This is a genomic window from Nocardioides lianchengensis, from assembly GCF_900101465.1.
GTDB lineage: Bacteria > Actinomycetota > Actinomycetes > Propionibacteriales > Nocardioidaceae > Nocardioides > Nocardioides lianchengensis.
In genome coordinates this window covers 332,795-353,949 of the sequence record NZ_FMZM01000003.1, presented here as the reverse complement: position 1 = coordinate 353,949, position 21,155 = coordinate 332,795, and the positions used below count along the sequence as shown (strand labels likewise).

The following is a 21,155-nucleotide window of genomic DNA, read 5'->3' as shown; positions in this document are numbered from 1 at the left end:
GTCAGCCGACCCTACGGAGGAAGGCCAACAGCAGCTCGTGCACGCGCTCGGGCTGCTCCATCTGGATGAAGTGGCTGCCGCGCAGCTCGACGTACGTCGCGTCGACGAGGCGCGCGGCCGCCGTCCGCATGTGGCGCGAGCCCGCGAGCACGTCGTACGACGCCGCGACGAAGGCGACCGGCACCCGGATCCGGCTGAGCGGGACGCGCGGGTGCTCGGACGAGCGCAGGGCGAGGTGGGCGTACCAGTCGAGCGGCGTGGTCAGGAACTCGCGCACGGCCTCGACCGCGAGCTCGGGGTCGGCGACGGGGAACATGAAGCCGGAGTGGGAGAGCAGGTCGATCGCCCGGCGCCCGACCGGGAGTCGCGACGCGATCGGCGTGAGCGCGCGGCCTCCGAGGCGCAGCCCGTGGGCCAGGCCGACGGTGAGGGCGCGCGCGGCCGGGCGGGGGAGCAGCAGCGGACCGAGCATCGTGGAGAACGTGTCGCCGGGGACCCCGGCCACGGCGAAGAGGCCGGTCACACGCTCGGGGTGGTCGGCGGCCAGCTCGAACATGGTGTTCACGCCCATCGACCAGCCCATCAGCACGGCCCGGTCGACGCCGAAGTGGTCCATCACCGACAGGGCATCCTCGACGAACTCGTCGATGCCGACGCGGTCGACGTCGACGGGCCGGTCCGAGCCGCCGGTGCCGCGGTGGTTCCACGACACCACGCGGACGCCGCAGTCCGGTCGGAGCAGGGCCGGCCAGGTCCAGGGGTTGGTGCCGAGGCCGTTGCAGAGCACGACCGTCGGGCCGTCGATGCTGCCGTCGGGGTCGTTGGTCCAGGCCCGGAGCCGGGTGCCGTCGTCGGAGAGGACGTCGTGGAAGGCCAGGACGGCGCGATCGTCGATGCGGGCGGCGGAGGTCGGCATGACCCGCAGACTAGGTGCTCCGTCAGCGCGCGGCGCGCACCTCGGTCGCCGGCCGGGCCGGCGGAGCGGCGAGCGCGGCGAAGAAGTCCTCGACCTCCTCGCGCTCGGCCCGGCGCTGCGCGAGCGCGGTCGAGGCGACCATGGCGTTGCGTCGGGCGCGCAGCTGGGACTCGACCGACCACTGGTCGAGCCGCCGCTCGGCGCGGCGCAGCAGGGACAGAGGCGTGAGCGCGGCGACCGACATGGCTGCTCCGAGAGGGAGGTGCTGGGGGTGGGGAGCACCCACGCTAGGGGGTGTGGGCGTCCTCGCGGTCACCGGCGTGTGACGAGGTCGTGAACTAGCAGGGTGCGGGCTCGGCCAGCACCCGCCCGGAGCGGGTCGCGCCGACGCTGGCGACCACGACGCAGGCCATCGCCGCCCACTGCACCGGGCTCAGGAACTCGGCCAGCACCACGATGCCGGCCAGCGCCGCGGCCGCCGGCTCCAGGCTCATCAGGATGCTGAACACCGCGGGTCGGATCGACCGGAGTGCGACCAGCTCGCAGGTGTAGGGGATGACCGAGCTGAGCAGCCCGACGAGCGCGCCGAGGAGCAGGATCCGTCCGTCGCCGAGCTCGTCGGCGTGGGCGCCCAGGGCGAGCGGGGTCAGCAGCAGCATCGCCACCACGCTGGCGACCACCAGGCCATCGAAGCCCGGCCAGCGTCGGCCGGTCTGCGCACTCATCAGGATGTACGTCGCCCACGCGGCGCCGGCCAGCAGCGCGTAGAGCACCCCGACCGGGTCGAGGTCACTGCGCTCGAACCCGAGCAGCAGCACGCCCAGCCCGGCCAGGCCGACCCAGAGCAGGTCGCGGACCCGCCGCGAGCCCAGCACCGCGAGGGTCAGCGGTCCGGCGAACTCGATCGTCACGGCGAGGCCCAGCGGGATCCGCTGGAAGGACTGGTAGATCGACCAGTTCATCAGGCCGAGGCTGGCGCCGTACGCGAGGACGACGAGCCAGTCGTCGCGGGTCTTGCCGCGCAGCACCGGACGGGCGATGGCCAGCATGACCAGCGCGCTGGCCGCGAGCCGCAACCACACGATCGTGGTCGGGTCGACCTCGTCGAAGAGGCTCTTGGCGATGCCGGCGCCGAACTGGACGGACAGGATGCCGATCAGCACCAACCAGATCGGGGAGATCGCCGATGACTTCCTCGCCGTCACCGGGTCAACCTACCGACGAGGTCCGGCGAGCGAGGAGGCAGGGATGGGCACGGTGCTGATGGTGGGCACGCGCAAGGGACTGTGGATCGGGACGTCCGACGACGCACGCGGCGACTGGGAGTTCACGGGGCCGCACCACGACATGGAGGAGGTCTACTCCTGCCTGGTCGACACCCGCGGGGCGTCGCCGCGGCTGCTGGCCGGCTCCTCGTCCAGCTGGCTCGGGCCGCAGGTGCGTCGCAGCGAGGATCTCGGTCGATCGTGGACCGAGACGCCGGGCGCGATCCGCTTCGCCGAGGACGACGGCGCCTCCGTGGAGCGGGTGTGGCAGCTGGTGCCGGGCGCCGAGGACGGCGTCGTGTACGCCGGCACCGAGCCCGGAGCGGTCTGGCGCTCGACGGACGGCGGCGCGTCGTTCGCCCTCGAGCGCGCGCTCTGGGAGCACCCCGACCGACCGCAGTGGGGCGCCGGCTTCGGCGGCCAGGCCTTCCACACGATCCTCCCGCACCCGACCGACCCGGCCTCGGTCACGGTGGCCATCTCCACCGGCGGCGTCTACCAGACCGCCGACGGCGGCGCGTCCTGGGAGCCGCGCAACACCGGCATCCGGGCGGAGTTCCTGCCGGAGGGGGAGCAGTACCCGCGCTTCGGCCAGTGCGTCCACAAGGTCGCCCGGCACCCGTCGCGTCCCGAGCGGCTCTACCTGCAGAACCACGGCGGCGTCTATCGCTCCGACGACCACGCCGCGACCTGGGTCTCGATCGCCGACGGCCTGCCCGCCGACTTCGGGTTCCCGGTCGTCGTGCACCCGCACGAGCCCGACACCGTCTTCGTCTTCCCGCTGAACGCCGGCGAGGGGCGCTACCCGACCGATGGGAAGGCCCGCGTCTGGCGCTCCCGCGACGCGGGGGAGAGCTGGGAGGAGCTCGGCGACGGCCTCCCGGACTACTTCTACGTCGGCGTCATGCGCGATGCCATGTGCGCCGACGACCACGACACCACCGGCCTGTACGTCGGTGCCCGCAACGGCGCGGTCTGGGCCTCCGCCGACGCCGGCGGGACCTGGGCGCAGGTCGTCGCGAACCTCCCGGACGTGCTGGTGGTGCGGGCGGCGCGGGTCTAGCAGCCGCTGTCCACGTCCCCGCAGGCGGACCGGATCCCGAGGATGAGCCCCAGGGCCACGATCATCGTCAGCACCCCGAGGAACAGGAGGAGGCGTGTCCGCGTCATCGCGCCCGCGACCGTGAGGGACAGGCCCGCCTGGATCAGGAGGAACACGTCGAGGGAGACGAGGGTCATGACCCGCACCATAGTTTTGAACTCGTTCAAGAAAGCAGGTGGTCCAGTCGGGCAGGAACACGGAGCTTCGATCCGCGCCCGACCGAGTGGCCGCTCTGGGACGATCTCCGGGTGAGCGACCAGGGCATCGTCCTCCCCACCGTCCCCACCCGGCGGCGCGGTGCGTGGATCGGCTGGCTGTTCGTGCTGGCCACCCTGGTCGGGGTGTCGGGGTTGGTCCTCGCGCTCGCCCGGCAGGAGTGGCTGGGCGTGGGGAGGGCCGCGGCGATGACGGTCGTCTTCGCGCTCGCCGGGGCGCGGCACCGCTACGACGAGCTGCCGGGCCGGGTGGAGCTCGTGGGCCTGGTCGCCGCCGGAGCGTGGCTGGCGCTCACCGTCGCCCCCTACCTCTAGCTCCGCTTGACCCCGACGCGACGTCAGGGTCTGTGCTGGGGGCATGCGCCTGATCCCCGTCGCCTACCTCGGCTCCTACCTGATGTCGGTGCTCGGCAACTCCGTCGCCGCCGTCGCGCTGCCCCTGATCGTGCTGCAGACGACCGGCAGCGCCCTGTCCGCCGGAGCCGTGGCTGCGGCGACCGCCGTACCCGCGGTGCTGGCGGGGCTGTTCATGGGCGTGGTGATCGACCGGGTGAACCGCCGTACCTCCTCGGTCGTGACCGACCTGGTCTCGGCCGGGGCGGTCGCCGCCCTGCCGGTCGTCGACCACGTCACTGGCCTCAGCCTCGGCTGGTTCGTGCTGCTCGGAGCGATCGGGGCGTTCGGTGACGTCCCGGGCATGACCGCGCGCGAGGCGCTGCTGCCGGCGATCGCGCGGCACGGGGACCTCTCCGTCGAGCGGCTGGTCGGGGCCCGTGAGGCGCTCGGGGCGATCGCCCTGCTGGTCGGCCCGGCGGCCGCAGGGCTGCTGATGGCGCTGCTCGACGGCTCGACGGTCCTGTGGATCACGGCTGTGACCTCGCTGCTGGCGGCGCTCACCACCCTCCTGGTGCCGCACGCGGTCGGTCGCGTGGAGAAGGGGAGCGCGGTGTCCTCCTCCTGGGCACAGGTCCGGGAGGGGTGGCACACGCTGCTCGCCAGTCGCTTCCTGGTCGTCCTGACCGGGCTCACGCTGGTGTCGGTGTTCGTGCTCGGTGCCTTCCAGGGTCTGGTCCTGCCCGTCTACTTCACCGCCGAGGACCAGCCCGGGCGCCTGGGTCTGGTGCTCACCGCCCTCGCGGCCGGCCTGCTGCTGGGCAGCGGCGCCTACGTCGCCGCGGGTCCGCGGGTCCGGCGCCGGACCTGGCTGCTCACCGGGCTGCTGGGCTCCGTCGTCGGATTCGGGGTGATGGCGGCCCTCGGGTCGTGGTGGCTCGTCCTGGTCGGCGCCTTCGTCGTGGGCGTCTTCAGCGGCCTCTTCTCCAGCCTCCTCGGCGTCCTGACGGTCGAGCGCGTCCCCGACGCGCTGCGAGGTCGGATCACCGGCACCCAGAACGCGCTGGTCACGGCGGTGGGCCCGCTGGCCATCGTCGTCGCGGCGGTCCTCGTCGAGTACGTCGGCCTCCGCGAGGCTGCCATGCTGGTCGCGGCGGTCTGGGTGCTGGCGGCCCTGGCCGCGGCTCCCGGTCGATGGCTGGAGCTCCCGGTCACCCCCGCCCCGGCCCTGCAGGAGGACCAGCATGCGCAGCGGTGAGCTCGCCGCCCTCGCCGGAGTCACCGTGCGCACCCTGCGGCACTACCACCAGCTGGGCATCCTCGACGAGCCCGAGCGGGCGGCCAACGGCTACCGGGAGTACGACGTCCACGACCTGGTCCGGGTGCTGCGGATCAGGCGGTTGGCCGACCTCGGTCTCGGTCTCGAGGCGATTCCGGGCGTGCTCGACGACACCGGCGACGGGCACGCCGTGGTGCTGGAGCAGCTCGACACCGAGCTGGCCGCGCAGGTGGCACGGCTCGAGGAGCAGCGGGCGGTGATCGCGGCGCTGCGCCGGGACGGAGCGTCCCCCGACCTGCCTCCGGAGCTGGCGCGGCAGTGGCACGCGCTCGTCGAGGCCGGGCAGCCCCGTCGCCTGGCCGAACTCGACCGGGACCAGATCCTGATCCTGGTCCAGCTCGGAGGTGCGCGGGCGGTCTCGATGGTCGCCCGCCTCTATGCCCAGGTCGAGGATCCGGGGCAGCGGGCGGCGTACCTGGAGCTCGGGGCTCGCTTCGAGCGACTCACCTCGGAGACCGCGACGGCCGAGGTCGACCGCCTGGTCGCCGACACCACGTCGTTCCTGGGGCGGATGGTCGCCGACCTCGGCGACGAGGAGCTCGACCTCGACGCGGGTGAGGCGCTCCTGGACGCCCATAGCCGGGACCTGCTCAACCCGACCCAGCGAGCCGTCCTCGGTAGGATCCAGGCCGCACTGGCTCGCTAGGGCCGGTGGCGTGCTGCGCGCCCCCCCGGGGGGAGCTGCGGATCAGTCGGACTGCCCCCGCCAGGCGGCGACGACGCCGGGAGGCGGCGTGGTGGACGACCGTCCGATCGAGCCGATCGGCGGCTGCGCGACCCCGTGGCCGGGAGCGGTCCGCCCGCCGGTCAGCTGGCGGTAGATCTCCTGTGCGGAGCCGCGCATGCCCCGCAGGAACGGGTGGAAGTCGGCCGCCCGCAGCGGCTTGAGGGTGCTGCCGTTGATCCAGGCCTCCTGGCCGGCGCACGCGTCGTGGCCGCGGGAGGCGGGATAGAGGTTCAGGTAGGTGGCGCCGTTGTTGACCGCGGCCCGGCGCAGGGAGCGGTTCAGCCGCCGCTCGATCCGGTTGCCCCAGCGGTAGTCACCGGCCGCGAACTTCACGGCCTTGCAGGTCCCGCGCTCGGGGAGCAGCCGCGGGTAGCCGACGACGTACACCTCGGCGTTCGGCGCCCGCCGGGCGACCGCCCGCAGCGTGCGGCCGACGTACCGCTGGATCCGAGTGGCGTCGCGGAGCTTGGTGTCCACCCCACGACGGTTGGTGAAGTGGCGCCGACAGGGGTCGCCCTGCGGGTCGAGCTCGGCGACCTTCTGGCAGACCTCGATCATCGAGCCGAAGAGCTTCCGGTCATTGCCGCCGATGCCGACGGTCACCAGGTCGGTCCCGGCGCTCAGGGCGTCGATCTGCCGGGGCGGCTTGGGCCCGGGGATGATCGTCGTCTGGGCGCGCCGGTCGAGATCGGCCGTCTCGGCACCCGAGCAGGTGACGTCGACGTAGCTGCGCACCTTCAGGTAGCCGGCCAGGAACGCCGGGTAGTTGTTGGTCGAGCGCAGACAGCCGAGCGGGTCGAGCCGCTGGGCCGGCACGAGCGGGCCGGCGCTGTAGGAGTCGCCGAGGGCGACGTAGTCGATCGGCTCGCCGCTCGCCACCACGTGGCTGGCCGGTCCGGCGGCGGCCGGTCCTCCGGGTGCGGTCCCGAGGGTGGTCGCCAGCACCAGCGCGGCGGCGGCGTACAGGATCGACCGGGACGGGCGAGGACGGACGGTGCGCATGGTGCCTCCGGGGTAGGGCGGGACGAGACGGGAGTTCTGCAACCCGTTCTCGTTCTACCCACTCCGGGGCGGTCCTACGACTGCGGCACGTGCGGACCCATCGGCGGGGTCTGCTCCTGGTAGGCCGGCAGCTCGCCCGTCTCGGGCTCGTGCACGATCGGGTCGGGGACGCCCGCGGTGATCGTGCTGCCGTCGGCCCGGATGCCCCCGGTGATCGGGTGGTCGTCGACGACGCCGGTCATCCGCGGGCCCTGGTCGTCGAGGACGACCTCGAGCGGCGCCGCCGCGCTCACGTCGTACGACGTGCCGCGCACGCTGACCGTCACCGTGTCGCCCTCGGCGGGCGGGACCTCCAGGCTGATCCGCAGCTGCCGCTCGGTGACCTCGACCAGCAGCCGGGCGCCCTGCCAGGCGAGCCGGTAGCGCAGGACCGGCCAGCCCACGGGCAGCCGCGGGTCGAAGGACAGCTCGCCGCCGTGGTCGCGCATGCCGCCGAAGCCGGAGACCAGGGCGCTCCACACGCCGCCGCAGGACGCGACGTGCATGCCGTCGACGGTGTTGCCGTGCAGGTTCTTGAGGTCGACGTACAGCGCCTCGTGGAAGTAGCGCAGCGCGGTGTCGTGGTGGCCGACCTCGGCGGCGATGATCGCCTGGACGCAGGCCGACAACGTCGAGTCGCCGGTGGTGATCGGGTCGTAGTACTCGAAGTCCGCGCGCTTCTCGTCGTCGCTGAACCGGTCGCCCTGCAGGAACAGCGCGAGCACGACGTCGGCCTGCTTCAGCACCTGGAACCGGTAGATCACCAGCGGGTGGTAGTGCAGCAGCAGCGGCCGCAGCTCGGCCGGCGTCTTCGACAGGTCCCACACCTCGCGGTCCAGGAAGAAGTCGTCCTGCGGGTGGATGCCCAGGCCGGCGTCGAACGGGATCGACATGCCGGCGGCGCAGCGACGCCACTCGTCGACCTCCTCGCCGCTCAGGTCGAGCCGGGCCCGCAGCCGGTCGAACTCGACCGGGTCGGCCTCCCGGACCCACTCCACCGCCTCGACGGCCTGCTCCAGGTTGAAGCGGGCCATCACGTTGGTGAACAGGTTGTTGTTGACGACGGTCGTGTACTCGTCGGGCCCGGTGACTCCGTGGATGTGGAAGCTCTCGTCGCCGTTGCTGCGCCAGAAGCCGAGGTCGGCCCACATCCGCGCGGTCTCGATGAGGATGTCGATGCCCTCGCGGACCAGGAAGCCCCGGTCGCCGGTGGCCCGGACGTACTTGGTGAGCGCGTAGGCGACGTCGGCGTCGATGTGGACCTGCGCCGAGCCGGCCGCGTAGTACGCCGACGCCTCCTCGCCGTTGATCGTGCGCCACGGGAACATGGCGCCGCTCTGGGCCATCTCGCGGGCCCGGTTCCGGGCAGCCGGAAGCATGAGCGACCGGAAGTGCAGGGCGTTGCGGGCCACCTCGGGCAGCGTGTAGGTGAGGAACGGGATCACGTAGACCTCGGTGTCCCAGAAGTAGTGACCCTCGTAGCCGGAGCCGGTCACCCCCTTGGCCGGTACGCCGAGCCCGTCGGTGCGGCCGCTGGCCTGGGCGAGGGAGAACAGGTTGAACCGCACCGCCTGCTGCACGGCCGCGAGTTCGTGGCTCGCCGTACCGACGGGGTCGTCCGCGAGCTGCCCGACCTCGACGTCCGCGGCGTCCCAGAACCGGCCGTACCAGGCGCGCTGGTCCTCCAGGTAGTGCTTCAGCCCCTGTCGCTTGGCCCGGTCGAGGGTGCGGTCGCAGCGGTCCGACAGCTCGCGCACCGGGACGCCCCGCGAGGAGTGGTAGGCGACGGTCTTGCAGAGGGTGATCGTGTTGCCCTCGGTGGCGTCGACCCGGAAGACGGTCTTGGCCAGGTCCTCGTCGCCGCGGACGACGATCTCGTGCTCGTCGGAGGTGGTCAGGTCGTGGTCGGCGGCCACCGCGATCGTCATGCCCGAGGTCGCGCAGCGGTAGCCGAGCAGCATCCGGTCGTCGCGGGCGTAGTGCAGTCGCGGCTCCAGGACCCGCCCGGCGAAGGCCGCCGCCTTGCGTGGGTCGGTCATCCCGATCGCGACCTGGGGCTGCTCCGCCCCGACGTACTCGTCACGGCCGTCCTGGCGGTTGATGATCTGCGAGGAGACCACCACCGGCGCGTCGCCGCTGAGCATGGTGATCTCCAGCGTCAGGAACGACAGGTGCCGCTGGGTCATCGAGACCATCCGCGTGGAGTGGATCCGCACCCGCTTGCCCGACGGCGTGCGCCAGACCAGGTTGCGGCGCAGCAGGCCGTCGCGGAAGTCGAGCGATCGCTCGTAGAACTCCAGGTCGGACGTGCCGAAGGTCAGCGGCTCGTCGTCGACGTAGATCTTGACGACCTTCGCGTCGGGCACGTTGACGATGGTCTGGCCGGTGCGGGCGAAGCCGAACGCCGCCTCCGCGTGCCGGATCGGCCAGGTCTCGTGGAAGCCGTTGACGAACGTCCCGTGGGCGTACGACGGCCGCCCCTCCTCGGGGTTGCCGCGCATGCCGAGGTAGCCGTTGGCCACGGTGAAGAGCGTCTCGGTCACGCCCAGGTCGTCGGGGTGGTAGCTGGTCTCCACCAGCCGCCAGGGGTCGATCGGGAACCGACCGCGGTCCATCGGGTCCGGGCCCACCTTGCGGGGGTTCACGGGACCAGGTCCGCGAGGTCGCTGACGACGACCGTCGCCCCGGCGTCGCTGAGCGTGCCGTGACCGGCACCCCGGTCGACCCCGATGACGGCGGCGAACCCTCCGGCCGCCCCGGCCCGCACGCCCGACACGGCATCCTCGAGGACCACCGCTCTCGCGTGCGGGACCCCGAGCACGTCGGCGGCGTGCTGGAAGGTGTCGGGCGCGGGCTTGCCGGGCAGGCCCAGCTCCTCGGCCACCGCCCCGCTCACCACGGTCCGGAACCGGTCGGCCAGGCCGGCGGCCTCGAGGACGGCCGGCGCGTTGACCGAGGAGGAGACGACCGCGAGCGGCAGCCCCCGGTTGCGCAGGTGGTCGAGGAGCGCGACCGAGCCGGGGTAGGCCGTCACGCCGTCGCGGGCCAGCACCGCGTTGAAGGCGTCGTTCTTGCGGTTGCCCAGACCGCGCACGGTCTCGGCGCTCGCCGGGTCGTCGCTGGTGCCCTCGGGCAGGTCGATGCCGCGGGCGCCGAGGAAGTCGCGCACCCCGTCGTACCGGGGCTTGCCGTCGACGTGGGCGAAGTAGTCGGCGTCGGTGTACGGCGACCGGTCGCCGGCCCCGTCGTACGCCTGGAGGAAGGCGTTGAACATCTCGGCCCAGGCGCGCATGTGCACCTCGGCGGTCGGGGTCACCACCCCGTCGAGGTCGAACAGGGCAGCGTCCACGTCGTCCCAGCTGAAGTCGGCCACGGGGAACACGCTAGAGGGCCCGAGGGGTCGCTCGTCCAGACAACCCGCCCGGGACGTGTTGAGACTCCGGCCACTCCGGGCCCAGACTGCCGCCCATGGGAGCGTTCGAGGTCGTCCGCAGCACCACCATCGGGGCGGACGCCCGGGTGGTGCACGCGCTCGTCAACGACCTCCACCTGTGGACCGCCTGGTCGCCCTGGGAGGACATCGACCCCGGCATGGAGCGCGTGCACACGGGCTCGCCGTACGGCGTGGGCGCCTGCTACGCGTGGCACGGGAACCGCAAGGCGGGCGCCGGGTCGATGCAGATCACGTCGTCGCAGCCCGAGCGGATCGAGCTGGTGCTGCGCTTCCTCAAGCCGTTCTCGACCACCAACGAGGTGTGGTTCGAGCTGCTGTCGGTCGCCGGCTCGACGGTGGTGACCTGGCGGATGCGGGGCGCGACGAGCGGCCTGATGTCGTGGCTGAGCCCGGTCATCCCGATGGATCGACTGGTCGGCCGAGACTTCGAGCGGGGTCTGGCGAAGCTGAAGAAGGTGGCCGAGGGCGACCCCTCGCCGACCGGCTCCCCCTGAGCCCGACCCTGAGACCGGCGTACGGCGGCGCCGGGCCCCGATTAGGCTCGGAGGCATGAGCGAGCAGGACCCGACCACGCACGACCTCAAGCCCCGTTCGCGGGACGTGACCGACGGACTGGAGCGGGCCGCGGCGCGCGGCATGCTCCGCGCCGTCGGCATGGGCGACGACGACTGGGAGAAGCCCCAGATCGGCGTGGCCTCCAGCTGGAACGAGATCACCCCCTGCAACCTCTCGCTGGACCGGCTGGCGAAGGCCGTCAAGAACGGCGTGCACGCGGCCGGTGGCTACCCGCTCGAGTTCGGGACCATCTCGGTCTCCGACGGCATCTCGATGGGCCACGAGGGGATGCACTTCTCGCTGGTCTCGCGCGAGGTCATCGCCGACTCGGTCGAGACCGTGATGATGGCCGAGCGTCTCGACGGCTCGGTGCTCCTGGCCGGCTGTGACAAGTCGCTGCCCGGCATGCTGATGGCCGCCGCGCGGCTCGACCTGTCCAGCGTGTTCCTCTACGCCGGCTCCACGATGCCGGGCTCGGTCGACGGCAACGACGTGACGATCATCGACGCCTTCGAGGCGGTCGGCGCCTGCCTGGCCGGCAAGATCACCCGCGCCGAGGTGGACCGGATCGAGCGGGCCATCTGTCCGGGTGAGGGCGCCTGCGGCGGCATGTACACCGCCAACACCATGGCCTCGGTGGCCGAGGCGATCGGCATGAGCCTGCCCGGCTCGGCCGCCCCTCCGGCCGTCGACCGGCGTCGCGACGGGTTCGCGCACCGTTCCGGCGAGGCCGTCGTGAACCTTCTCAAGCACGGCATCACCGCCCGCCAGATCATGACCAAGGAGGCGTTCGAGAACGCCATCACCGTCGTCATGGCCCTCGGCGGCTCGACGAACGCCGTGCTGCACCTGCTGGCCATGGCCCGCGAGGCCGACGTCGACCTGACCATCGACGACTTCAACCGGGTCGGCGAGAAGGTGCCGCACCTCGGCGACCTGAAGCCGTTCGGCAAGTACGTCATGAACGACGTCGACAAGATCGGCGGCATCCCCGTCGTGATGAAGGCGCTGCTCGACGCGGGCCTCATGCACGGCGACTGCCTGACCGTCACCGGCAAGACCATGGCCGAGAACCTCGAGGCGCTGGCCCCGCCGGCTCTCGACGACGACGTGATCCGCAAGCTGGACCGGCCGATCCACGCCACCGGCGGCCTGACCATCCTCAAGGGCACGCTGGCCCCCGAGGGCGCGGTCGTGAAGTCGGCCGGCTTCGACGACACCGTCTTCCGCGGCACCGCCCGGGTCTTCGACGGCGAGCGCGCCGCGATGGACGCCCTCGAGGAGGGGAAGATCCAGGCCCGCGACGTCGTGGTCATCCGCTACGAGGGCCCCAAGGGCGGTCCCGGCATGCGGGAGATGCTGGCCATCACCGGCGCGATCAAGGGCGCCGGCCTCGGCAAGGACGTCCTGCTCGTCACCGACGGCCGCTTCTCCGGCGGTACGACGGGCCTCTGCGTGGGCCACATCGCGCCCGAGGCCGTCGACGGCGGACCGATCGCGTTCGTGCAGGACGGCGACCCGATCGTGCTCGACGTGCTGAACCGCACGCTGGAGGTCGAGATCACCGAGGAGGACTACGCCGCCCGCCAGGAGGGCTGGACGCCGCGCCCGCCGAAGTACACCCGCGGGGTTCTCGGCAAGTACGCCAAGGTCGTGCAGTCCGCGGCCCACGGCGCCGTCACCAGCTGAGGCGGTCGCCGCCGGATGGGGAAGACCTACGACGCGATCGACGGACGCCTGCGGGCGTTCGTCGAGCGCCAACCCGTCTTCTTCGTGGCGACGGCACCGTCCGGCGACGGCGGCCACGTCAACGTCTCGCCGAAGGGCCTCGCCGACACCTTCGCGGTCGTCGACGAGCACACGGTCGCCTATCTCGACCTGACCGCGAGCGGGGCCGAGACGATCGCCCACCTGCGCCAGAACGGCCGGATCACGCTGATGTTCTGCTCCTTCGAGCGGACCCCCAACGTGGTCCGGTTCCACGGCCGCGGGCGCGTCGTCACGGTGTACGACGACGACTTCGCCACCTGGGCCAACCGCTTCCCGGCCAACCCGGCCGCCCGGGCGGTGATCGTGGTCGACGTCGAGCGGGTCAGCGACTCCTGCGGCTACGCGCTGCCGCTGCTCAGCCTCGACGAGGAGCGGGACCTGCTCACCCCCAACATGGAGCGGCGCGGACCCGACGGGGTGCTCGCCTACCGGGTGCAGAAGAACCGCACCAGCATCGACGGCCTGCCCGCGTTCGACCAGGACCCGGTCCCGTGAGCGACCGGCGCCCCGAGCCGACCTGGCCGATCCTCGTCCTCGTGCTGCTGGTGCTGCTCGCGCTGCTGGCGGTCTCCTGGGAGGCGGGCTACCAGTCGGCCGACTCGGCGCGCGCCGAGCCCGAGGCCGCGCCCGCGGTGTCCGAGCCGCCGGCGCCCCAGACCTCTGACGCGGAGCCGGCCGCACCCGCGGAGCCGACCGAGCCGGTCGTCCCCGCCGAGCCGGTCACGGGGGAGCCGGTCGCCACGCTGCCGGGCGGCCGCACCCGGGTCTTCGAGGGCGGCCGGTTCCTGGTGGCCCACTACGGCACCGCCGGCACCGGCTCGCTCGGCGTGCTGGGGGAGCGGTCGCCCGACCAGGCTGCGGCCGCCGTACGACGGGCCGCCCGGCCGTTCCGCCGTCCGGGCCGCCCGGTGCAGGGCGTCTTCGAGCTGATCGTCACCGTCGCCGACGGGCACCCCGGCCGCGACGGCGACTTCAGCCACGACATCCCGCGCGCCGACGTACGCCGCTACGTCCGGGCCGCCCGGCGGCACGGGCTCCTGCTGCTGCTCGACATCCAGCCGGGACGCTCCGACTTCCTGACCGTGGCCAAGCGCTGGGAGTGGGCGCTGCGCGACCCGCACGTCGGGCTGGCGCTCGACCCCGAGTGGCGGATGTCGCGCCACCAGGTGCCCGGGCGGGTCGTCGGCCGGGTCCACGCCCGCGAGGTGAACCGGACCTCGGCCTGGCTCTCGCGCCTGGTCACCCGCGAGCGGTTGCCCGAGAAGCTGTTCGTGCTGCACCAGTTCCGGACCTCGATGCTCCCCGACGTCGAGCGGATCGTCGGCCGTCCGGGACTCGCCTCGGTCCAGCACGTCGACGGGTTCGGAACCCGCCAGCAGAAGCGCGCGACGTACCGGGCGGTGGCTCGTCCCCGACAGTTCACGATGGGTTTCAAGCTGTTCTACGACGAGGACGTCCATCGCATGGATGCTCGCGCGGTGCAGGCGCTCCGGCCCCGGGTCCGGTTCGTCAGCTTCCAGTGACGTCCGACTTCCGGACGGTCTGGCAGGATGGTCGGGGGGAAGGAGGCAGCGGACGGTGGACTTCTCAGTCGAGAACAAGTCGTGTTCGTTCTGCGGGGTGCAGGGTGAGAAGGGCATGAAGTTCGCCGGCGGACTGGGCGCGATGATGTGCCACTCGTGCGTCGACGAGTACCACGCGGTCCTCTCCTCCCCGGAACGCACGGAGGCGGTGTCGCGACCCCCGTGGGAGTCGATGACCGACGCCGAGCTGCTCGCCAAGATCCCCCTCATCGCCCAGACCGCGACCCAGGTCGACGACTTCCTGGTCGAGTGGGTCGAGCTGGCGCGCTCGCGCAAGCTGTCGTGGGCCGCCATCGGGCAGTCGCTCGGCACCTCCCGGCAGGCCGCGTGGGAGCGGTTCGCCCAGCGGGTCGAGCGGCTGAGCACCGACGCCGCCGGCTGAGCGAGGCCGTGCGCCGCGCGGCTACCCTGCGCAGGTGACGAGCGACCTCGACCAGACCGACCCCCTGGCGTCGTACCGGGACGCCTTCGTGGGGGCCGAGACGCCACTGGTGTACTTCGACGGCAACAGCCTCGGCCGGCCCCTGAGGGTGACCGGCGACCGGCTGAAGGCATTCGTCGACGAGGAGTGGGGCGGGCGGCTGATCCGCGGGTGGGACGAGGGCTGGATGGACCTCCCCGCCACGATCGGCGACGACCTCGGCCGGATCTGCCTCGGCGCGGGAGCCGGGCAGACGATCGTCGGCGACTCCACGACGGTGCTCCTCTACAAGACGATGCGAGCGGCGGTGGCGGCCCGGCCCGGGCGGACCGAGATCGTGGTCGACCGCGACAACTTCCCGACCGACCGGTACGTCGCGCAGGGGGTCGCCGACGAGTGCGGGCTGAGCATCCGCTGGATCGACGTCGACACCAGCGCCGGGGTCACGGCGGAGCAGCTGGCGGAGGCGACCGGCGAGCGCACGGCCCTCGTGGTGCTCAGCCACGTCGCCTACCGCTCGGCGTACCTCGCCGACGTCGAGCAGCTGACCCGGATCGCCCACGACGCCGGCGCGCTGGTGCTCTGGGACCTCTGCCACTCCGCCGGCTCGGTGCCGACCGAGCTCGACGCGTGGGGCGTCGACCTGGCGGTCGGCTGCAGCTACAAGTACCTCAACGGCGGGCCGGGCGCGCCCGCCTTCGTCTACGTGAACGCGGGGCTGCTCGACTCGATCTCGCAGCCGATCCAGGGCTGGATCGGCGCGACCGACCCGTTCCTGATGGGGCCGACGTACGCCCCGGCGGCCGGCATCCGCCGGATGCTCTCCGGCACCCCGCCGGTGGTCGGCATGCTCGCGCTGCAGGACATGCTGGACCTGCTGGAGCAGGTCGGCATCGACGCCGTCCGCGCCAAGTCGGTGGCCCTCACCGACCACGCGGTCGAGCTCGCCGAGGAGCTGCTGCCCGACGTGGCGCTGGCCAGCCCGCCCGACAGCGCCCGCCGGGGCGGCCACGTCACGCTGAACCACCCGCTGATGCGTGAGGTGACCGCCGCGCTCTGGCGACGCGACGTCATCCCCGACTACCGCGACCCGCACGGCCTGCGGATCGGGCTGTCGCCGCTGTCCACCTCCTTCGCCGAGGTACGACGGGGCCTGGAAACGGTTCGCGAGACGCTCGACGCCCTGACACGCTGAGGCGCATGCGCTTCCCCCGACCGCTCCGCCCGGGCGACACGATCGGCGTCACGGCGCCGTCCAGCGGCGTCGACGAGCGGCTGCGGCCGCGACTGGACGCCGGGATCCGGCGGCTGCGCGAGCGCGGCTTCGAGGTCGAGGTGGGGGAGTGCCTCGGGGGCGACGGGGTCGTCTCCGCGCCGAAGGAGCGGCGGGCGGCCGAGCTGACCCGGATGCTGACGGACCCGGCGGTCCGCGCCGTCGTACCCCCGTGGGGCGGGGAGACGGCGATCGACCTGCTCGACCAGATCGACTGGTTCGCGCTCGAGGCCGCCGAGCCGACCTGGCTGGTCGGGTTCAGCGACCTCTCCACGCTGATGCTGCCGCTCAGCCTCCGCACCGGCTGGGCCACCCTGCACGGCAGCAACCTGATGGACACCGCGTACGACGCCCCCGACGGTCTCCTGCACTGGCTCGACGTCGCCTCCGCCACCGAGCCGTTCACGCAGCGCAGCCCGGGTCGCTATCGCGACCAGGGCTGGGACGACTACGTCGGCGACCCCGGGGTGGCCACGATGACCCTCGACCGGGAGGGCGGCTGGTGGTCCCTCGACGGGGCGCCCGTCGACGTGAGCGGGCGGCTGGTCGGGGGCTGCCTGGAGACCGTGTGCCACCTCGCCGGCACGCCGTACGGCGACGTCGCGGCCTACGGTCGCGCCCACGCCGACGAGGGGCTGCTGGTCTACCTGGAGGCCGCCGAGCACGGCGCGTACGACGTCTGCCGCGCCCTGCACGGCCTGCGGCTGGCCGGGTGGTTCGAGCACGCGAGCGCGGTGGTGATCGGGCGGACCCGGGCGTCCGACGCGGACGGCATGACGCAGGCCGAGGCGGTCGCCGATGCGCTCGGCAGCCTCGGCGTACCCGTCGTGCTGGACGTCGAATGCGGCCACGCCCAGCCGTTCCTGCCGCTGGTCAACGGCGCGCTGGCCCACCTGGTGCTCGACGGCGAGCGCCGGGAGATCACCCAGCGGCTCAGTTGACGAGGTCGGGCCAGTTGGCCGGCACCCGACCGGCGGGCCCGGGGGTGGGCTCGTCCTCGGGGTGCGAGGTGGGCGCGGCGAGCTCGGGGCCGAGGATCCCGACCTCCCGGACGTAGTCCCAGAACCAGTCCTCGCCGGGTTCGAAGCTCTGCACCACGGGGTGCCCGGTGCTCCGGAAGTGCGCGGTGGCGTGCTGGGCGGGGGAGGAGTCGCAGCAGCCGACGTGCCCGCACGAGGCGCAGCGACGCAGGTGCACCCACCAGCCGCCCGCCGCGTCGCACTCGACGCAGCCCGGGCCGCTGGGCGGGACGGTGGGATCGATGTCGGTCATGACGACACGCTAGTGCGGCGCGCGTGGCCAGCGCGTGTCGATCCGGTACGCCGCCGCGAACAGCGCCAGGAACAGCACGGTCACCATGCCCGACGCCGCGAGCACCCGGAGCCAGCCCTCGGCGTCGACGTCGAGGAAGGGGTAGGGGTACCAGCCGCTGATCGCGCCCACGGCCAGCGTCCAGGCCAGCCAGGCGAGCGGCCAGACGATGGCCCGCCGTACCTCGAGCAGCGTCACCCGCGGCCGCGGACCGACCAGCAGCCACCCGGCCACGGTCAGCACCGGCACCACCATGTGCAGCAGCTTGTCGGCGGTCCAGTCCCAGCCGTCGAGGTCGAGCAGAGGCCGCAGCAGCACGAAGTGCACCAGCCCGGTCACCGTGATCCCGACCAGGCCGGCCAGGCGGACGACCCGCCACCAGCGGCCGTCGTACGACGGGTCGCGCGCGAGCGTCGCCGCCGCGATCGCGACCAGCAGGTTGCTCTGGATCGTGAAGTAGGAGACCAGCCGTCCGAGCCGCGCCGCCAGCCCCGGCTCGCTCGCGTCGTCGAGGACCCGCCCGCCCTGCACCACCAGGGCCAGCTGCAGGACCAGCGCGGTCACGACCACGACGGCGGTCACCAGGTGCCAGCGGCGAGCCGCGAGGGACGTCATCCCCGGAACCTAGGGTGTCCGCATGCCGACCGACAACGAGTTCCACCAACCGGTGGGCGACGAGGTGCCCGGCTGGACCCCGCGCGAGCGCCCCGCGCCGACGACCCTGACCGGCCGCTACGTCACCCTCGAGCCGGTGGCGGCCGCCCACGCCGAGCCCCTGTACGACGCCCTCTGCGGCCCCGACGACCACGCGCGCTGGACCTACCGGCCGACCGAGCCGCCCACCGACGTCGCCGAGATGGCCCGGCTGGTCGCGGCCCACGCCGGCGACCCGGAGACGGTGACCTTCGCGATCCGCCCCGAGGGCCGCGAGGCCGAGGGGCTGGCGACGCTGATGCGCCTCGATCCCGCTCACGGCCAGGTCGAGGTCGGCGGGGTGCTCTACGCCGGCACGCTCCAGCGCACCCGGGCCGCGACCGAGGCGATCCACCTGCTGATGGCCCACACCCTCGACGAGCTCGGCTACCGGCGCTTCGAGTGGAAGTGCGACAGCCTCAACGAGCCGTCGCGGCGCGCGGCGGCCCGCCTGGGCTTCACCTACGAGGGCCGGTTCCGCCACCACCTGGTGGTCAAGGGCCGCAACCGCGACACCGACTGGTTCTCGGTCACCGACGCCGAGTGGCCCGCCGTGCGCGCCGCCCACGAGGCGTGGCTCGACCCCGCGAACTTCGACGAGGCCGGGCAGCAGCTCAGTCCCCTCCGCGTCACGCTCCCAGCCCCTCGTCCCGCGCCCTGATCATCGCGGTGGCCCGGTCGGGCACGGCCAGCTTGGTCAGCACGTTCGAGACGTGGTTGCGCACGGTCTTGGGGCTGAGCACCATCCGCCGCGCGATCGTCGCGTTGTCGTAGCCGCGGGCCAGCAGGTCGAGGACCTCGCGCTCGCGGTCCGACAGCTCCGGGAACGGCAGGCGTACGGCGGTCCGCCCGGCCATCATGCTGGCCATCGCCCGGGCGGCGACCTGCGGGCCGAGGATCGCCTCGCCGTCGGCGACCGCGCGGATGCCGCGCTCGACCTGCTCGGGCGAGGAGCTCTTCAGCAGGTACCCGCGGGCGCCGGCCCGGATCGCCGCCACCACCGACTCGTCGTCCTCGTCCATGGTCACGACCAGCACGGCCAGGTCGGGGAGACGCCGGACCAGGTCGCGGGTGGTCTCGATGCCGGAGTCGTCGCCGAGGTGCAGGTCCATCAGCACGACGTCGACCCCGTCGTCGACCCGCTCCCTCGCCTCCGCGGCCGACGCGGCGTGGGCGACGACGGTGATGCCGGGGAGCGAGTCGAGCAGCCCGGCCATGCCGAGCCGGAACACGGGGTGGTCGTCGACGACGGCGACGCGGATCTCGCTCACGGGCCTGTTCCTATCAGTCCGGTGCCGGGCGCGGACCCGGAACGGATCCCTGACAGCTGGTGGTCGAGGGACCGGACCGCCTCGACCGCGAGGTCGACCTCGCCCTGGAGGTGAGCCAGGAGCTCCAGGCCGGCGTCCGGATGGTCGGCCAGCAGGTTGCGCGCACCCTGCAGGCCGAGCCGGATGCCGGCCAGCGCGGGACCGAGCCCGTCGTGCACGGCTCGTCGTACCTCCTCGAGGAGGGTGGGGTCGAGGGTGGGACCCCGGGCGGACCCGTCGTGAGTCGGGTCCGCCCGGGGTCGACCTCCGTCCGTGGGCCGGCGCCCCGCGGTCGCCTGCCGGGGGGACGTGGCAGCGGCGACCGCGTCCGACGTCACGGGCGGTCTAGGAGCGGCCCGGCCGGTCGCCGAGCGCGAAGCCGGCGCCGAGCACGAGCACGAGGACGGGGCCGGTGAAGCCTGCCAGGTACTGCAGGGGCGACACGCCGGCCAGGGTGGTCACCCCGCCGAGCAGCGCCGCCGCCCAGCCGATCCAGCGCGGCGCCGCGGCGTGCCGCAGCGCCGCCACCGCGACGGCCAGCCCGGTCACGCCGGCGCCGACCCAGAGCCAGGGGACGGTGCCGGTCCAGTGGGCGACGACGGCACCGAACTCGGGGTCGAGCGGGAGGTCGTCCGAGGTCAGCCCGAAGACGATCTCGGTGGTGAAGGCGACCCCCATCAGGGCAGCGACCGACGTCAGCAGCAGCCCGCCGGCGGCCACGTCCGGCGCCAGGCTGCCGGCCGGGGACTGGCCCTGGAGGCGGCGGCGCAGGCCGGCGGCGAAGACGAGCAGCAGCAGGCTGGCCGTCATCATCGTGCCGTGCAGCACCAGCAGCTCCGGGACGAAGTCGTCGAGACGCTCGGTGATGCGGGCGGCGTCGCCGACGTACGCCTCGTCGTAGACGGCGTCGATGGTCGCGGAGGTCTGGATGCCGGCGATGCCGGCCAGGCCGGCGACGGTGCCGGTGACGGCCCAGGTCCGTCCGGGGGTGGTGGTCATGGGGGCAGCGTGGTCCGCTCGGTGTCCCGAGCGGCAGGGCGTGGTGTCCCCACCTGCCGGGCGGTCGTCGCGCGCGTGCGGGCCGACGGCGGGGGTACCGTCCCGGCATGAGCATCCCGGAGGCCGACAAGGAGCGCCTGGACGGCCACGCCGTCGAGGCCGAGCTGCTCGAGGACTGGCGGGTGATGTTCTCCGCGCTGCACGCCCGCTTCCGCACCGGTGACTTCGCCACCGGGCTGGCCCTGGTCAACGCGATCGGCGAGGCCGCCGAGGCCGCGAACCACCACCCGGACGTCGACCTGACCTACCCGCTGGTGACGGTCCGGCTCGCCAGCCACGACGTCGGCGGCATCACCGCCCGCGACGTCCGCCTGGCCCGCGCGATCTCGGACGCCGCCGGCCGGCTCGGGGCCGACGCCGACCCCGCGGGGGTGTCGGTCACCGAGCTCGCGCTCGACACCCACGACCGCCACGAGATCATGCCGTTCTGGGCGGCGGTGCTGGGCTACGAGACTTCCGCGGGCGACGACCGCGAGCTGGTCGACCCCGACGGCAGCCGCCCGACGCTGTGGTTCCAGGAGTCCGACCACCGCTCGCCCGAGGGCGTCGAGCAGCGCTTCCACCTCGACGTCCGGGTGCCGCCGGAGACCGCGGAGCAGCGGATCCGGGCAGCGGTCGACGCCGGCGGCCGGCTGGTGAGCGACGGTCGTGCGCCGTCGTACTGGGTGCTGGCGGACGCACAGGGCAACCAGGCCTGCATCACCACCTGGCTGGGCCGCGAGGTCTGACCGCATCCTGGGACCGCCGTCCCGCATCCTGGGACGCCCTGTCAGACTGGTGACGCGACG

At 73.2% G+C, this 21,155-nt stretch carries 25 protein-coding genes; 13 read left to right on the top strand and 12 right to left on the bottom strand.

Translation table 11 applies throughout. From position 1 onward, the window contains the following. Position 1: 1 nt before the first annotated feature. From BLT76_RS07625 to BLT76_RS07615, 3 genes are all read right to left on the bottom strand, one after another. Positions 2 to 916 (bottom strand): alpha/beta fold hydrolase, encoded by a 915-nt coding sequence (locus tag BLT76_RS07625; protein WP_090853157.1) that lies wholly within the window; start codon positions 914 to 916, stop codon positions 2 to 4. A gap of 22 nt (positions 917 to 938) precedes the next feature. Beyond that, complete coding sequence (locus BLT76_RS07620) at positions 939 to 1,160, bottom strand: hypothetical protein (RefSeq protein WP_090853154.1); 222 nt, start codon at positions 1,158 to 1,160, stop codon at positions 939 to 941. 94 nt (positions 1,161 to 1,254) lie between these two features. Beyond that, positions 1,255 to 2,121, bottom strand: a complete 867-nt coding sequence (locus tag BLT76_RS07615) for an EamA family transporter (protein WP_244509304.1) — start codon at positions 2,119 to 2,121, stop codon at positions 1,255 to 1,257. Between the two features lie 43 nt (positions 2,122 to 2,164). On the opposite strand from BLT76_RS07615, the gene BLT76_RS07610 reads away from it, so the two are divergent. Continuing rightward, positions 2,165 to 3,244, top strand: coding sequence for a WD40/YVTN/BNR-like repeat-containing protein (locus BLT76_RS07610; RefSeq protein ID WP_090853484.1), 1,080 nt, complete (start codon positions 2,165 to 2,167; stop codon positions 3,242 to 3,244). Here BLT76_RS07610 and BLT76_RS07605 read toward each other — a convergent pair. Further along, positions 3,241 to 3,420: a hypothetical protein gene (locus BLT76_RS07605; RefSeq protein ID WP_139175440.1), complete on the bottom strand. Its 180-nt coding sequence runs from the start codon at positions 3,418 to 3,420 to the stop codon at positions 3,241 to 3,243. The genes BLT76_RS07610 and BLT76_RS07605 overlap by 4 nt on opposite strands. A 111-nt stretch (positions 3,421 to 3,531) precedes the next feature. On the opposite strand from BLT76_RS07605, the gene BLT76_RS07600 reads away from it, so the two are divergent. From BLT76_RS07600 to BLT76_RS25350, 3 genes are read left to right on the top strand one after another with little or no spacing between them, the layout of a single operon-like run. Continuing rightward, complete coding sequence (locus tag BLT76_RS07600) at positions 3,532 to 3,813, top strand: hypothetical protein (protein WP_090853148.1); 282 nt, start codon at positions 3,532 to 3,534, stop codon at positions 3,811 to 3,813. Between the two features lie 43 nt (positions 3,814 to 3,856). Beyond that, positions 3,857 to 5,089 carry an MFS transporter gene (locus tag BLT76_RS07595; RefSeq protein WP_090853146.1) on the top strand — a complete coding sequence of 411 codons (1,233 nt, stop codon included), beginning with the start codon at positions 3,857 to 3,859 and terminating at the stop codon, positions 5,087 to 5,089. Beyond that, positions 5,076 to 5,816, top strand: coding sequence for a MerR family transcriptional regulator (locus BLT76_RS25350; protein ID WP_139175439.1), 741 nt, complete (start codon positions 5,076 to 5,078; stop codon positions 5,814 to 5,816). The genes BLT76_RS07595 and BLT76_RS25350 overlap by 14 nt, the downstream gene beginning before the upstream one ends. 42 nt (positions 5,817 to 5,858) lie before the next feature. Here BLT76_RS25350 and BLT76_RS07585 read toward each other — a convergent pair whose 3' ends face one another. From BLT76_RS07585 to BLT76_RS07575, 3 genes are read right to left on the bottom strand one after another with little or no spacing between them, the layout of a single operon-like run. Further along, the gene (locus tag BLT76_RS07585) at positions 5,859 to 6,941 is read right to left on the bottom strand and encodes an SGNH/GDSL hydrolase family protein (RefSeq protein ID WP_211752782.1); all 1,083 of its coding nucleotides are present in this window, start codon (positions 6,939 to 6,941) and stop codon (positions 5,859 to 5,861) included. A gap of 32 nt (positions 6,942 to 6,973) precedes the next feature. Next, positions 6,974 to 9,553 carry a glycoside hydrolase family 65 protein gene (locus BLT76_RS07580; protein WP_090853481.1) on the bottom strand — a complete coding sequence of 860 codons (2,580 nt, stop codon included), beginning with the start codon at positions 9,551 to 9,553 and terminating at the stop codon, positions 6,974 to 6,976. A gap of 26 nt (positions 9,554 to 9,579) precedes the next feature. Then, positions 9,580 to 10,311 (bottom strand): HAD family hydrolase, encoded by a 732-nt coding sequence (locus tag BLT76_RS07575; RefSeq protein WP_090853139.1) that lies wholly within the window; start codon positions 10,309 to 10,311, stop codon positions 9,580 to 9,582. Between the two features lie 95 nt (positions 10,312 to 10,406). On the opposite strand from BLT76_RS07575, the gene BLT76_RS07570 reads away from it, so the two are divergent. The 7 genes from BLT76_RS07570 to BLT76_RS07540 are packed head-to-tail and all read left to right on the top strand — an operon-like array spanning position 10,407 to position 16,935. Continuing rightward, positions 10,407 to 10,886 (top strand): SRPBCC family protein, encoded by a 480-nt coding sequence (locus BLT76_RS07570; RefSeq protein ID WP_090853136.1) that lies wholly within the window; start codon positions 10,407 to 10,409, stop codon positions 10,884 to 10,886. A 55-nt stretch (positions 10,887 to 10,941) separates the two neighbouring features. Continuing rightward, entirely contained in the window at positions 10,942 to 12,636 is a 1,695-nt protein-coding gene (ilvD, locus tag BLT76_RS07565; protein ID WP_090853133.1) for a dihydroxy-acid dehydratase, read from the top strand. Between the two features lie 15 nt (positions 12,637 to 12,651). Then, positions 12,652 to 13,212, top strand: a complete 561-nt coding sequence (locus BLT76_RS07560; protein WP_090853130.1) for a pyridoxamine 5'-phosphate oxidase family protein — start codon at positions 12,652 to 12,654, stop codon at positions 13,210 to 13,212. Next, on the top strand, positions 13,209 to 14,240 hold the full coding sequence (locus tag BLT76_RS07555; protein ID WP_090853127.1) for a hypothetical protein: 1,032 nt from the start codon (positions 13,209 to 13,211) through the stop codon (positions 14,238 to 14,240). The genes BLT76_RS07560 and BLT76_RS07555 overlap by 4 nt, the downstream gene beginning before the upstream one ends. 55 nt (positions 14,241 to 14,295) lie before the next feature. Next, the gene (locus tag BLT76_RS07550) at positions 14,296 to 14,682 is read left to right on the top strand and encodes a hypothetical protein (RefSeq protein WP_090853123.1); all 387 of its coding nucleotides are present in this window, start codon (positions 14,296 to 14,298) and stop codon (positions 14,680 to 14,682) included. A 34-nt stretch (positions 14,683 to 14,716) separates the two neighbouring features. Next, entirely contained in the window at positions 14,717 to 15,916 is a 1,200-nt protein-coding gene (locus tag BLT76_RS07545; RefSeq protein ID WP_090853120.1) for a kynureninase, read from the top strand. 5 nt (positions 15,917 to 15,921) lie between these two features. Beyond that, positions 15,922 to 16,935, top strand: a complete 1,014-nt coding sequence (locus BLT76_RS07540; RefSeq protein WP_090853117.1) for a S66 family peptidase — start codon at positions 15,922 to 15,924, stop codon at positions 16,933 to 16,935. Here the strand turns inward: BLT76_RS07540 and BLT76_RS07535 are convergent. Together BLT76_RS07535 and BLT76_RS07530 are read right to left on the bottom strand one after the other, a co-directional pair. Continuing rightward, positions 16,928 to 17,266 carry a UBP-type zinc finger domain-containing protein gene (locus BLT76_RS07535; RefSeq protein WP_090853113.1) on the bottom strand — a complete coding sequence of 113 codons (339 nt, stop codon included), beginning with the start codon at positions 17,264 to 17,266 and terminating at the stop codon, positions 16,928 to 16,930. The genes BLT76_RS07540 and BLT76_RS07535 overlap by 8 nt on opposite strands. Before the next feature lie 9 nt (positions 17,267 to 17,275). Then, the gene (locus tag BLT76_RS07530) at positions 17,276 to 17,920 is read right to left on the bottom strand and encodes a Pr6Pr family membrane protein (RefSeq protein WP_090853111.1); all 645 of its coding nucleotides are present in this window, start codon (positions 17,918 to 17,920) and stop codon (positions 17,276 to 17,278) included. Positions 17,921 to 17,942: 22 nt separating this feature from the next. Here BLT76_RS07530 and BLT76_RS07525 point away from each other — a divergent pair, with 22 nt between their 5' ends. After that, the gene (locus BLT76_RS07525; protein ID WP_090853108.1) at positions 17,943 to 18,659 is read left to right on the top strand and encodes a GNAT family N-acetyltransferase; all 717 of its coding nucleotides are present in this window, start codon (positions 17,943 to 17,945) and stop codon (positions 18,657 to 18,659) included. Here the strand turns inward: BLT76_RS07525 and BLT76_RS07520 are convergent. The 3 genes from BLT76_RS07520 to BLT76_RS25640 form a co-directional block, all read right to left on the bottom strand. After that, the gene (locus BLT76_RS07520) at positions 18,628 to 19,269 is read right to left on the bottom strand and encodes a response regulator transcription factor (RefSeq protein WP_211752780.1); all 642 of its coding nucleotides are present in this window, start codon (positions 19,267 to 19,269) and stop codon (positions 18,628 to 18,630) included. The two genes, BLT76_RS07525 and BLT76_RS07520, sit on opposite strands and share 32 nt — an antisense overlap. Next, entirely contained in the window at positions 19,266 to 19,487 is a 222-nt protein-coding gene (locus BLT76_RS26130; RefSeq protein WP_211752778.1) for a histidine kinase, read from the bottom strand. Before BLT76_RS26130 ends, BLT76_RS07520 begins: the two co-directional genes overlap by 4 nt. Positions 19,488 to 19,653: 166 nt before the next feature. Next, a complete protein-coding gene (locus tag BLT76_RS25640; RefSeq protein WP_090853102.1) occupies positions 19,654 to 20,307 on the bottom strand; it encodes a hypothetical protein in 654 nt (217 codons plus the stop codon). A gap of 107 nt (positions 20,308 to 20,414) precedes the next feature. On the opposite strand from BLT76_RS25640, the gene BLT76_RS07505 reads away from it, so the two are divergent. Then, a complete protein-coding gene (locus tag BLT76_RS07505) occupies positions 20,415 to 21,095 on the top strand; it encodes a 4a-hydroxytetrahydrobiopterin dehydratase (RefSeq protein WP_090853099.1) in 681 nt (226 codons plus the stop codon). Positions 21,096 to 21,155: the final 60 nt, after the last annotated feature.

What these genes read in the sequence shown, in the direction of transcription:
- BLT76_RS07505 (WP_090853099.1), top strand. Translation starts at nt 20,415, where the DNA reads ATGAGCATCCCGGAGGCCGACAAGGAGCGCCTGGACGGCCACGCCGTC.
- BLT76_RS07560 (WP_090853130.1), top strand. Translation starts at nt 12,652, where the DNA reads ATGGGGAAGACCTACGACGCGATCGACGGACGCCTGCGGGCGTTCGTC.
- BLT76_RS07595 (WP_090853146.1), top strand. Translation starts at nt 3,857, where the DNA reads ATGCGCCTGATCCCCGTCGCCTACCTCGGCTCCTACCTGATGTCGGTG.
- BLT76_RS07570 (WP_090853136.1), top strand. Translation starts at nt 10,407, where the DNA reads ATGGGAGCGTTCGAGGTCGTCCGCAGCACCACCATCGGGGCGGACGCC.
- BLT76_RS07625 (WP_090853157.1), bottom strand. Translation starts at nt 916, where the DNA reads ATGCCGACCTCCGCCGCCCGCATCGACGATCGCGCCGTCCTGGCCTTC.
- BLT76_RS25350 (WP_139175439.1), top strand. Translation starts at nt 5,076, where the DNA reads ATGCGCAGCGGTGAGCTCGCCGCCCTCGCCGGAGTCACCGTGCGCACC.
- BLT76_RS25640 (WP_090853102.1), bottom strand. Translation starts at nt 20,307, where the DNA reads ATGACCACCACCCCCGGACGGACCTGGGCCGTCACCGGCACCGTCGCC.
- BLT76_RS07535 (WP_090853113.1), bottom strand. Translation starts at nt 17,266, where the DNA reads ATGACCGACATCGATCCCACCGTCCCGCCCAGCGGCCCGGGCTGCGTC.
- BLT76_RS07620 (WP_090853154.1), bottom strand. Translation starts at nt 1,160, where the DNA reads ATGTCGGTCGCCGCGCTCACGCCTCTGTCCCTGCTGCGCCGCGCCGAG.
- BLT76_RS07530 (WP_090853111.1), bottom strand. Translation starts at nt 17,920, where the DNA reads ATGACGTCCCTCGCGGCTCGCCGCTGGCACCTGGTGACCGCCGTCGTG.
- BLT76_RS07610 (WP_090853484.1), top strand. Translation starts at nt 2,165, where the DNA reads ATGGGCACGGTGCTGATGGTGGGCACGCGCAAGGGACTGTGGATCGGG.
- ilvD (WP_090853133.1), top strand. Translation starts at nt 10,942, where the DNA reads ATGAGCGAGCAGGACCCGACCACGCACGACCTCAAGCCCCGTTCGCGG.
- BLT76_RS07605 (WP_139175440.1), bottom strand. Translation starts at nt 3,420, where the DNA reads ATGACCCTCGTCTCCCTCGACGTGTTCCTCCTGATCCAGGCGGGCCTG.
- BLT76_RS07525 (WP_090853108.1), top strand. Translation starts at nt 17,943, where the DNA reads ATGCCGACCGACAACGAGTTCCACCAACCGGTGGGCGACGAGGTGCCC.
- BLT76_RS07580 (WP_090853481.1), bottom strand. Translation starts at nt 9,553, where the DNA reads ATGGACCGCGGTCGGTTCCCGATCGACCCCTGGCGGCTGGTGGAGACC.
- BLT76_RS07540 (WP_090853117.1), top strand. Translation starts at nt 15,922, where the DNA reads ATGCGCTTCCCCCGACCGCTCCGCCCGGGCGACACGATCGGCGTCACG.